The sequence below is a fragment of the Aeromonas sp. 604282 genome, from assembly GCF_049170575.1.
Taxonomy (GTDB): domain Bacteria; phylum Pseudomonadota; class Gammaproteobacteria; order Enterobacterales; family Aeromonadaceae; genus Aeromonas; species Aeromonas veronii_A.
Genome location: NZ_JAAKMV010000001.1, coordinates 319115 through 329715, shown reverse-complemented (window position 1 = coordinate 329715; position 10601 = coordinate 319115). Strand labels below are relative to the sequence as shown.

Below are 10601 nucleotides of genomic sequence, written 5' to 3'. Positions count from 1 at the left end.
GTTTTAACTGCGTGATATAGAGTGTGGGAAGGGGTTGCCAAGGTGGCGGGCCCTTTTAAACGGAAGTCAGGGAGGCAAGGATGCTGGGGATCTGGTTGAGCGTGGCGCAGGTGGTGATCAGCGGTTATCAGCCCATCGCGGAACAAACCTGGGTGCAGTTGAACCCAGAATATTACCCCCTGACACGCACGCCGCCCGCCATGTTTGTTGCGTGGCGTGGCAACCAGTTCCCGCCACTGGCCCTGAAGCAGAAGCATGGTCGCTGGCAGATCCTCTTTCCCGCCCGGCTGGTCCCCCCCTTCGATTTGTTCGAGGGGGAGGCGCAGCTTTCTAAAACCTATTTGGCAAGGCTGCGACGCATCGATGAGATGGCTTACGGGGTCGTACCTGGTCAGGTGGGGGCAATCGTGCAGCAGGGGAGTAGTTTCCCTGGTTATGGCGCGCAATCCATCGCGCCCTTTATCGCCGAGTTCCGCACACCCCAAAACACGTTCGGTGGTGTCGATATTTCCACCGATACCGACGAGAGCGAACCTCTGCTGGCTCAATTAGGCGTGACGTTTCGCACTGCGGGGATGAGTGGTGCACAAGGATATGAGGGAGTAGCGAGCGCCGATATGGCGCTCGTCAGCAGCAAGGCTAGCTTATCCGCAGGCAGTGGTGCCATGCTCACCCTCTCTGATCCGGCAGCAGGCGACCTACAAACCGTGTGTCATCAGGTCGCGGCAGGGGAGACCCTGTGGCGCATTGCCAACCAGCTATCCAGTGCCCAGGGGGCTGATACCTACAGCTATTTGTTGGCGCTGGTGGCGGAGAATCAGCAACGGCTTGGCAAAAGCATTCGGGTCAGAACGGGGGATGGCCTTTACTGTCCGCGCGCCGAGACCCTGGCGAAGTTTGATGCCCTGAGCCCGGCCCAGCGTCAGCAGCAATTTGCCCGACTGGAGCAGGGACGCTAAATGCAGAATCGGTACCTTGTATCCGCATTTGGCCCGTGGTAGTATTCCCGCTCGTTTTGCGAGGTGCCGACCGGTCGCAGTCTGCACCATACATTCCTTTAAAAGAGATACATACTATGTCTTTCGTATTCCAAGCTGAAGTCCGTTCTGACCTGGGGAAAGGTGCGAGCCGCCGCCTGCGTCAAGCTGACCAAGTTCCTGCCATCGTTTACGGTGCAGGTAAAGAAGCCCAGTCCATCACCGTTGACCACAAGAAATTCATCCTGGCGCAAGAAAAGCCGGAATTCTACGAGTCTGTACTGACCCTGGTTATCAACGGCGAAGAAGTTAACGTAAAAGTGAAAGCTATCCAGCGTCACCCTGTACGTTACAAGCTGGTTCACCTGGACTTCGTTCGCGTTTAATCACGAACTGTCAGGTAGCAGAAAAGCCACTCTCAGGAGTGGCTTTTTGCTATCAGGAATCTTGTGAGCGGACTGAAAGAACAATCAGGTCAGCCACAGCCAACCGGTTATCCCAGCTGGCTAAGCGCTTGTTGGCAGCGCTGCTCGGCGGCATCCAGCTCCAGCAGCACCATCCTGATATCCTCCATCTGTTGCTGCAGCGTCTCCCGTTTCTCGGTGACCAGCCCGAGCATGGTTTGCAGCTGGGTACGGCTGCTCTTATCTGCATCATAGAGATCAAACAGTTCTCTAATTTCGGCCAAGCTGAAACCTAGTCGCTTGCCGCGCAGGGTAAGCTTGAGGCGAACCCGATCCTGCTTGCTGTAGATGCGGGTCTGCCCTTCCCTGGCTGGATTGAGTAATCCCTGATCCTCATAGAAGCGGATGCTGCGCGTCGTAATATCAAATTCCCGAGCCAGCTCACTGATGCTGAAGCGCCGTCCTTCATCCTTGTTGTTCATACAGACTTCTTGGTGAACTAAATCCTGTCTGCACCTTACCTAAACGTAAACTGCACTGCAACTCTTGTTCCATCGCGTCAGAACCCCTATGTTATGGCCATGTAACAAACAGAGGTAGGCAAATGGATATTGCAATTGTGGCGGCAAAACGGACTCCGATGGGGGCGTTTCAGGGGGCATTGGCAGAGGTGACCGCGCCTGAGTTGGGAGCCTGTGCCATTGAGGCTGCACTACAGCAAAGTGGGCTTCGTAAGGAGCTTGTTAATGAAGTGTTTATGGGCAATGTGCTGGCGGCGGGCGTGGGGCAGGCGCCCGCCAGGCAGGCATTGTTGAAAGCAGGGCTGCCACATGGAGTGCCCGCTACCACGATCAACAAGGTGTGCGGCTCTGGCATGAAAGCAGTGATGCTGGCGGCTGATACCATCCGTCTTGGCGACAACAGAGTGGTGGTGGCGGGAGGGATGGAGAGCATGAGTCGTGCTCCCTATCTACTGGATAATGCGCGCAGCGGCTTTCGGATGGGGCATCAACAGGTGCTGGATCACCTCTTCCTCGATGGTTTGCAAGATGCCTATGATGGCCAGTTAATGGGGATACATGCCCAGCGCAGTGCCGATCAGGCCGGTTTGACTCGCCGTGCTATGGATGAGTTTGCCCTGGCATCGCTGCAGCGTGCGCGCAACGCACAGCAATCCGGTGCGTTTGTGTCCGAATTGACAAGTGTCTATCGCGGTGAGCGTCTGTTGCTGGCCGAGGACGAACAACCGGGCAAGGGCAGACCGGAGAAGATCCCGACCCTGAAGCCAGCGTTTGGCAAGGAGGGCACCATCACGGCGGCTAATTCGAGCTCCATCTCGGACGGCGCGGCGGCGCTGATATTGATGGATGGTGCCACGGCTAAAGCCTGGCAGGTACCAGTGCTGGCACGGATTGTCGCTTATCAGAGCCACGCGGCATTGCCCGCAGAATTTACCTCCGCGCCCATTGGTGCCATTTCACGGCTGCTGGCGCGTTTGGCATGGTCGGTGGAAGAGGTCGATCTGTTCGAGATCAACGAGGCTTTTGCCATGGTCACCATGCTGGCCATGAACGGGGTCGGTATTCCTCATCACAAGGTCAATGTGCATGGGGGGGCTTGTGCCCTCGGTCATCCCCTGGGGGCGAGTGGCGCGCGCATTCTGGTGACGCTCATTGCCGCGCTGCAGCAACGGGATTTACGGAGGGGAGTGGCCGCCCTCTGTATCGGTGGTGGTGAGGCGACCGCTATCGCGGTCGAGGTGAATGACGAGACGAATTAATTGGTGGCTTCCATCGCCAGCAGCTGTTCGTTGACCCAGGTGGTGGCGGCCAGATAGAGGTGACTCACCTTATCCTCGTTGAGCCCTAACTTTGCGGTTCTGGCCGTGACTCTTGACCAGTTGGCATTTTCGTAATCTTCACAAAACGCGAGGTAGAAACCGAGATTGCCTTTGCGTTCCAGTAGCGCCAGCCGAATATCGTCGATAAGGGGAATAGTGCCGAGCAGCTTGTCCATCGGCTGCTCCATCAGCACGTCCAGCAGGGAAAAGAGGCCGGTAATAAATGCCTGTTGTGCCTGCTGGCTCGGGGCATGGGCATGAGCCAGCAGCTCACAGAAGCGGGCACGGATCATCGACATCTGGTAAAGCTCGGCGCTCTTGCCTTTGCCAGCGCTGGTCGCCGCCACCAGCGAGACAAAGCGCTTTAGCTGGGTGTTGCCCAGATAGATGGCAGCCTGGCGAAATGACGAAATAGGGTTGGTGTGACCTTTGAGATGGTTAACGTAGCGCAGCAGCTTGAGTGATAAAGAGATATCCTGACCGAGTAGTTGCTCAATCTTGTTGATATCAGGCTCTGCCTCGTTGACCACGTTGAGCAACTGCATCACTACGACCTGAGCCGGCTCCATGGTAGCTTGCTTGACCATCTCGGGTCGACTGAAGAAAAAGCCTTGGAACAGCTGGATCCCCAGCTGTTTGACCCGTTCGAACTCAGCCTTGTCCTCTACTTTTTCCGCCAGATAGGTGAGCCCCAGCGTTTGATGACGTTGGATAAACACCTTGATCTGCAGCAGGGGGGTAGCGCGAAGATCAAACTTAATGATGTGAATAAAGGGGAGGAAGCGCTCCCAATCCGGCGACATGGTGAAGTCATCGAGGGCCAGCTGATAACCCAGCTTGTGCAGCTGTTTCACCTTTTCCAGCAGGGCATCATCCGGTGGAGAATCTTCCAGGATCTCAATCACCACTTTTTCGGGCGGCAGGCACTCTGCCAATCCCTCCAGCAGCAGTGAGTGGGGAAAATTGATAAAGCAGGGGCGGCCCCCCAACAGCTGATCGATATTTTGTTGCAGAAACTGTTCAACCACCAGGCGTGACGTCGCCTGCTGGGAGGAGATACTCGGGAAGACATTATTCAGACTATCGCGAAAGAGCAGCTCATAGGCATGGGTATTGAGGTCTCTGTCGAGGATCGGCTGTCTTGCTACGTAGGAATACATGCCTTGCTCCAGTAAAGGTACTGGGTTGATTTTATGGTGTTGCGGAACACTATGCCAGTTTTGACCCTGTTCGGTAAGGCAATAATTGGCATAGCGTTTTTCTGCAGGGAAGGAATTTAGAAGAGATAACTCAATTGGGCGCCAGCCAGCCAGGCATCTCCCTCGGATGTCCCTTGGAAGGTGGAAATACTCTGCGGGTTGCCAGGTTGCAAAGCCATTTTTTCAGTAACATCAACCTTCTTGCCATCGATCAGGGTCAGCCCCAGATCCATGGTCAGGTTGGGGGTGAATTGATAACCCATCCCCAGGCTGTACCAAATTCGGTCTGCATCCGGAATGGAGATGGTACGGCGATCTGCTGGTACAGGGCTCGCATCGTAAGCTACTCCTGATCGCAGTTGCCACTGTGGAGTGAGTTGATAGGTCATCCCGATCGCATAGCGCCAGCTATCTTCCCAGTGTTCATCCTTGATATGCATGTTGGGCAGTGTATCCAGATCTGCTTCCAGCTGGACAAATTTGCTCCAGTTGGTCCAGTTCAGGCTGCCATGAATAGCCAGTTTTTCAGTCAGCTGATGAAATGCTGCAAGCTCTGCCGTTGCCGGTAGCGGAAGATCCAGAGAACCTGTGTCTCTGAGTTCTTTGCCGCTGGGCAGGCCAATGATGGCGTCACCCGAGAGTGTCAAGTTGACATCGTGGCGGTATGAGAGGCCAATCCGGGTCTGTTTGGATAGTTCCAGCAACGCGCCGACATTCCAGCCCCATGCCCAGCCATCTCCTTGCAGATGCTTTGCTATCAGGTTGCGCGAGGGGAAGGTGCCGCCGACTTCGCCCTCACCCTGAATAGCTGAAATACCGGCTCCCACCGACAACATCTCATTGATGCGGTAGGCAAGTGAGGTACCCAGATCCATGGTCTTGATATCGGAAACATTACCAAAGTGCCCAGCGCTGTAGTTGTCTGGCATCTTGATGCCAAGGCCGTAGTAAGAGGTGGCCGAGAAGCCGAGGCGCCACTGTTCATTGAGCGGGATGATCAAATAGGCGTTGGGTACCCAGGCTGCGGCCGCGATATCGTGCGCACTCGCATCCGAGGTGACGATACCAGCTTGGGTCGGCAAGCGGGTGTTACCTTCAATATTGACGTCAGGACTGACATAGATGACACCGCCAGACAGCGCCATCTGATCGAAGCGGGTCATGGCTGCTGCATTGCGGGAGAGCACACTGGCGTTATCCGCGATGGCTGCCTCACCGGCAAAGGCGCGTCCAAGGCCTGTGGCGGATTGTTCAGCTAGCTGGAATCCGGCTGCGTGGGTCTGACCCGCGATCACCAGTAGGGCGATCGCGGACGGTTTGAGGATGGAATGCATGGAAAAGTCCTTGCTGTTACCCGAAGGTTTAATCGGTCATATCAATGAGGGCAGGATTTTATATGGTATGACCAGTAAGGCAACGGCAATGGCATCTATCTGGAGAAAACAAGATTAAATGCTGGAATGATGTGCTCTAATAGATTGATTGAAAAGGAAAAATAAACACATGTGTGCTACATGTGTGCGCTGAAATGGGTTTTCGGATAAAAAAAGAGCGCCTGTTGGCGCTCTTTTGGAGTGAGCTGTAATCAGAACTTCATGTTGAACTGGGCTGAGGCGAGGAAGGCGTTGCCGTGGGAAGAACCTTTCCAACGCAGAGCGTCTGAGTGGTTACGCAGACCCTCGTTGACATCAACCTCTTTACCATCCAGATAGGCCATGCCGAAATCAACACTCATATCGGTGTTGATATGGTATGTGGCGCCAGCGCTATACCAGACACGGTCGGAGTCCGGGATACTCAGGCTACGATATTCCGGTTCGATAGGACTGTTATCATATGCAAAACCAATACGTGCTTCCCAAGCCGGGTTGATATACCAGGTACCACCGATAGAGTAACGAGTAGAGTCTTTAAACTTTTCGTCCTTTTGCAGACATACGCCGCCAGCGCATTGGTTACTGGTTGCTTTCAGCTCCTGGAATGCGCTCCAGTCAGTCCAGTTCACGGAGTAATGTACGGCGAATTGCTGATTCAAACGGTGATAACCGGCAAACTCTGCTTGAGCAGGCAGATCCAGTTTCAGATTGCCATCAACAACGCGGTTCCCTGAAGTGAGTCCCTGGAAGTCACCATCAAAGCTCATATCGACTTGTGAGCGATAAGTCAACGCAAAGCGATTGTTTTCATTGACTTCGTACAGAGTACCTACGTTCCAGCCAAAACCCCAGGTGTCGCCTTTCAGGTGAGCCAGACGAGTATCCGTTGCCAGCGGACCGCCTTGACTCGGCGGGTTCAACGGACCCAGCAGACCGGCATAGCGGTTCAGTTCGGCTGCACCGTAAACAGCATTAATACCTGCACCGACGCTGAAGTGTTCATTGATGCGATAGGCGATGTTCGGGTTGATATTGAGAGTCATCAGCTCAGTATCACCAGCACCTGCACCAGCAGGGAAGGTTTTGGAGTACTCGGTAGACAGCCCGTAGTTGGAGAAGAGCCCGATACCCCAGGCCCACTGGTCATTCAGCGGCTGGATAAAGTAAGCAGCAGGAACGAAGGCTGCCGGAGCAATGCCTGATTCGCTGGCGGGAATTGGCCCAAAGGGAGTACCAACGCTGCCATTAACATCTACGTCCGGTTTGATGTAGGTACCGGAGACGGAAACTGCCATCTTGTCAAAGGTGGTCATGGCGGCAGGGTTACGGGACAATACGGAGGCGTTGTCGGCGATAGCCGCTTCGCCGGCATAGGCGCGACCCAGACCGGAGGCCGAGTGCTCGTTCAATTGGAATGCCGCGGCATGGACTTGACCGGTGGCCAGCGCGATGGTGGCGGCAATCAGGCTCTTCTTGAAAATAGTTGTCGTCATGGTGTTCTCTCTTGTAGGCAGATTTTTTTGCCGATATTGGCTGCACGTTCAATGCAAACCTCGACAAAATCCGTTTTTATTTCAGCTTCTTCCCAATCAATTCTGGCGTGATTCTATGGATCTGGTAGGAGGTAAGAAATCAGACCAGTGACAGCAGAATACATAAAAGTGATCGATGTGTTAATCATTTGTTTTAACTTGCTGTTTAATTCATCATTTTCAGGGTCTAAAGGCGGAATATTGACCTGGATTGCTGATCTCCGTCACAAAAATAATTTTGTCAATTTTTCGAAATCTTGAGGCAAATGAGTGACAAAAGGGAGTAATCAGGGAGGGAACAGGCAGCGGCTCGTGACCGCCGCCTGCTATTGAGGATGGATCTGAGGTTGTTAACCAGCGATGTTAAATGTCCCACTGCAGACGTGACTGCAGGGCGTTGGCAACGGGGGCAAGTGGCTCTTTCATTTCGCCAATCAGTACCATATTGGCGCCTTTGAGCTGGACTATCTCCCCTTTGAGGGTGCCATCTTCAAAGGTGGCCTGTTGCAGGGTTAATGGCACATGTTTGGGCACTAAAAAGAGAGTGACTGGCCCCATCTTTCCCTGGATCACCATGTGCAAGGCTGGTCCCTGATAAAACGAGCAGTGATTGACATAGGTCACCTTGAGCCCATCCATCCCGCTTAAGGTGGCGCCATACTTCTCCATCTTGGCATTTATGTTATGCAGATTGACCTGCTCATCGACACCTTCAATAAAGGGTTCTTCGCCATAGACATGAGCCATCGCCACCTGTGCGAGGGAGAGGGCCGCAGGAGCCGTTTCTGGCAGCGTGATCCAGCGGGTGCTCATTCCCAGCAGGAAGGCGACCGATGCAGCCAGGGCGATCTGGCGCCAGGATGTTGATGTCCGGAGCTTGACTGGTGCCGTGCCAAGGGGGCGGGATGGCGGCATATCATCTGGCGCATCACTGTCTTGCAGCATGGCTTGCCTGAGCAGGATCCGCTCGGCCAGTCCGGCGGGAACCTCTACCTGCATGGCGCGCTTGAGGCTTCTGTCGAACTGCTTCATCTCGTCGAGGTAGTTCCGATTGGCCTGGCTTGCTTCAGCGGTTTTGAGAAAGTCCGGTTGTTGATCGTTGGGCTGGATCATGGCGTTGCGGCGAAATTCGAGTTCATCCATGTCCGTGTCCTCTTGCTTGGTTCTTCTGCTCCATCGCCTCCTTGAGCTGGTTGCGGGCGCGAAACAGTCGGGTCATGACGGTGTTCTTGTTGAGGCCGAGCATCTCGGCAATCTCCTCACCACTGAATCCTCCCACGACTTGCAGCAGCAGTGGCTCCTGATACTCCTCCGGCAACCGGGCGATGTGACGGTGCAACCACTCGTTCTCCATCTCCTGTTCACTGTGCAGCGTATCGTGCTGGGGTTGAGGGTGATCGTCGAGAGCCACCAGTTCCAGCTGTTTGCGTTCAAAGCGGCGGGCGTTCTCCCGTCTGAGGATGGTGATCAGCCACCCCTTGGCCGCCTTGTCATCCTGCAGGGTGTCGATAGCCTTCCAGGCACGCAGGAAGGTCTCTTGCACCAGATCTTCCGCTACGTTGGGATCCCGGGTCAGCCAGTAGGCATACCGGTATAGATCGCCGTGCAGCGCATGAACCAGTGCTTCAAATTTGGTTTGTTTGTCAGCCATGGGATCAGAGACCGGCGAAGTGGCCGGATCATTTCCACCAATATTCTGCTGAGCACGTTTTTTTCTAAAAAACAGCAGTGCCATAGGGCAATCCTTGTCAGGGGGCGTGGCGGCGGGAGCGCTAACTCCCGTGCGCCAGCAGGTAAATCAGGTGCGCAATACCGGCGGTTTCATCAGCCCTGAGGGTACGCGCCAGAGCGCGCCACTCGATGGGAGGGGCAGAAGAGGGCCGTGCAAAACAGGCTCGCTCGAGTGCGGCGAGCGCGTTGCCGACCCGATTATGCCCAGCGTCAGGCAACTGGCCTAATTGATAATAGGGGACCTGCCAGCGCAAGGTCGCCCACAGGATCAGTGCCTTGCGACTGGCATCCGGCTGGTGTCGGGCAAGGGCACGTTGCAGTTGATAGAAGGCTCGCCAGCGGGCGCTGCGGCGCCATAGCGCACGCAGTGTTATGGCCAGCACGACCCACCAAAGGCTCTCTCGCAGTGCCACCTGCGATGTCTGCTCATCAGGTTGCCGATTTGCTGTTGCCTGAAACGTCAGCGTGATGGCGGGCAGGCTGGCCTGCTCAATCCGGCCGCTTTGGGTATTAAACCAGGGCAGATCAATGGGGGGCAGCTGATAGTCACCGCTCTGCTCCGCGACCAGAGTCTGGCGCCACTGTCGCTCAAACAGCAGCTTGCCATCGCGGTAACGCTCCTGCTGTTGCTCGCCATCGGGATGTGCCTGTATGCCGCTTGGCAGTTGATGGGCCATCAGGGGGGCAAGCTGTATCTGACCGCTGTCACCATTCTCCATGGTCAGGCTGAGGATCCGGATCAGCGGTTCACCCACTTCCCCCGTGGTGGCCGGTTCAAGACGTTGGCTCAGGGTCAGCCGGGTGGCCACCGGCGTGGCGGGGGCTTTGTCGACCCTCACCTCTAGCGGTGCCGCGCGGGCCGAGAGTTTTTGCGGCTTGTTCCCTTGCTGCGTGAGCTGCCCCTGCAAGCGGGGTGAGTCGAGGAGCCATAGCCCAGGCGCTTTTGCCTGAACGAGCCAGCTGCGGGTGAGCCGGCCGGGTAGACCAGCCTGAACGGGGGCGATCCACTCGTCGCTACCGAGGCGACGGATGGTAAAGTGGGCAGAGCTGAGCTCGCTCAGGGCCGGGTTTTGCATGCTGGTAGGTAGCCACAGTGTCAGCCGGTAGATCACCGGCTGGCCGGGATAGAGCGGGCCCTGATGCTCAAGGCTAGCCTGCATCTCGAGGGGCGAGGGGGCAGCGGGTTGCGGCAGCGCCGCTGTTTTCACCTCTCTCAATGGCAGGGTGAGCGAGGGGGTAAACTCATTTCCCAGCTTGAGCGGGGCAATCACCACCTTTGTATTAGCGGGTGAGTCGCTCTGGTGCAGCGGGATCTGCCAGCGAGTCAGTTGTTGTACCGGGGTGGTGACCCGGCTCATGGTCACTCTGCCCACTGCAAATTGGCGCAGTAGGGGGGAGATCTCCAGTTCGTTGCTCTGGCGCTCGCCATCTGCTTCGATGATCAGTAGCCAATCGTTGGGGTCGGCCCCCGGCAGCAGCTCTGCCCGGGGGGGCAGGGCCCAACCAAGTGGACTCGCGAGTGCGAGCAACAGCCCCCATCCT

10 protein-coding genes are annotated in these 10601 nt (G+C 55.8%); 3 read left to right on the top strand and 7 right to left on the bottom strand.

Going from position 1 to position 10601, the window contains the following annotated elements; genetic code table 11:
* Positions 1-80: 80 nt before the first annotated feature.
* Together G5367_RS01445 and rplY are read left to right on the top strand one after the other, a co-directional pair.
* On the top strand, positions 81-959 hold the full coding sequence (locus tag G5367_RS01445) for a hypothetical protein (RefSeq protein ID WP_421243623.1): 879 nt from the start codon (positions 81-83) through the stop codon (positions 957-959).
* Positions 960-1075: 116 nt separating this feature from the next.
* On the top strand, positions 1076-1363 hold the full coding sequence (rplY, locus tag G5367_RS01440; protein ID WP_005345280.1) for a 50S ribosomal protein L25: 288 nt from the start codon (positions 1076-1078) through the stop codon (positions 1361-1363).
* Positions 1364-1470: 107 nt separating this feature from the next.
* On the opposite strand, the gene G5367_RS01435 is transcribed toward rplY, so the two are convergent.
* Positions 1471-1863, bottom strand: coding sequence for a MerR family transcriptional regulator (locus tag G5367_RS01435; protein ID WP_005345281.1), 393 nt, complete (start codon positions 1861-1863; stop codon positions 1471-1473).
* Positions 1864-1985: 122 nt separating this feature from the next.
* On the opposite strand from G5367_RS01435, the gene G5367_RS01430 reads away from it, so the two are divergent.
* The gene (locus G5367_RS01430) at positions 1986-3161 is read left to right on the top strand and encodes a thiolase family protein (protein ID WP_421243622.1); all 1176 of its coding nucleotides are present in this window, start codon (positions 1986-1988) and stop codon (positions 3159-3161) included.
* Here the strand turns inward: G5367_RS01430 and G5367_RS01425 are convergent.
* The 6 genes from G5367_RS01425 to G5367_RS01400 all read right to left on the bottom strand — a co-directional run bounded on the left by G5367_RS01425 (position 3158) and on the right by G5367_RS01400 (position 10588).
* The gene (locus G5367_RS01425) at positions 3158-4381 is read right to left on the bottom strand and encodes an EAL and HDOD domain-containing protein (protein ID WP_005345291.1); all 1224 of its coding nucleotides are present in this window, start codon (positions 4379-4381) and stop codon (positions 3158-3160) included. The two genes, G5367_RS01430 and G5367_RS01425, sit on opposite strands and share 4 nt — an antisense overlap.
* 116 nt (positions 4382-4497) lie before the next feature.
* On the bottom strand, positions 4498-5754 hold the full coding sequence (locus G5367_RS01420) for an OmpP1/FadL family transporter (protein ID WP_216978734.1): 1257 nt from the start codon (positions 5752-5754) through the stop codon (positions 4498-4500).
* Between the two features lie 251 nt (positions 5755-6005).
* Positions 6006-7289: an outer membrane protein transport protein gene (locus tag G5367_RS01415; protein WP_216978735.1), complete on the bottom strand. Its 1284-nt coding sequence runs from the start codon at positions 7287-7289 to the stop codon at positions 6006-6008.
* Between the two features lie 402 nt (positions 7290-7691).
* Positions 7692-8471, bottom strand: a complete 780-nt coding sequence (locus G5367_RS01410) for a DUF3379 domain-containing protein (protein WP_064341244.1) — start codon at positions 8469-8471, stop codon at positions 7692-7694.
* Complete coding sequence (locus tag G5367_RS01405; RefSeq protein ID WP_421243621.1) at positions 8464-9063, bottom strand: sigma-70 family RNA polymerase sigma factor; 600 nt, start codon at positions 9061-9063, stop codon at positions 8464-8466. Before G5367_RS01405 ends, G5367_RS01410 begins: the two co-directional genes overlap by 8 nt.
* A 37-nt stretch (positions 9064-9100) precedes the next feature.
* A complete protein-coding gene (locus G5367_RS01400) occupies positions 9101-10588 on the bottom strand; it encodes a hypothetical protein (protein WP_421243786.1) in 1488 nt (495 codons plus the stop codon).
* Between the last annotated feature and the right edge of the window lie 13 nt (positions 10589-10601).

Excerpts from the sequence above, each read along its gene's own strand:
- G5367_RS01420 (WP_216978734.1), bottom strand. The coding sequence starts at position 5,754 with ATGCATTCCATCCTCAAACCGTCCGCGATCGCCCTACTGGTGATCGCG.
- G5367_RS01430 (WP_421243622.1), top strand. The coding sequence starts at position 1,986 with ATGGATATTGCAATTGTGGCGGCAAAACGGACTCCGATGGGGGCGTTT.
- G5367_RS01410 (WP_064341244.1), bottom strand. The coding sequence starts at position 8,471 with ATGGATGAACTCGAATTTCGCCGCAACGCCATGATCCAGCCCAACGAT.
- G5367_RS01405 (WP_421243621.1), bottom strand. The coding sequence starts at position 9,063 with ATGGCACTGCTGTTTTTTAGAAAAAAACGTGCTCAGCAGAATATTGGT.
- G5367_RS01415 (WP_216978735.1), bottom strand. The coding sequence starts at position 7,289 with ATGACGACAACTATTTTCAAGAAGAGCCTGATTGCCGCCACCATCGCG.
- G5367_RS01445 (WP_421243623.1), top strand. The coding sequence starts at position 81 with ATGCTGGGGATCTGGTTGAGCGTGGCGCAGGTGGTGATCAGCGGTTAT.
- G5367_RS01435 (WP_005345281.1), bottom strand. The coding sequence starts at position 1,863 with ATGAACAACAAGGATGAAGGACGGCGCTTCAGCATCAGTGAGCTGGCT.
- rplY (WP_005345280.1), top strand. The coding sequence starts at position 1,076 with ATGTCTTTCGTATTCCAAGCTGAAGTCCGTTCTGACCTGGGGAAAGGT.
- G5367_RS01425 (WP_005345291.1), bottom strand. The coding sequence starts at position 4,381 with ATGTATTCCTACGTAGCAAGACAGCCGATCCTCGACAGAGACCTCAAT.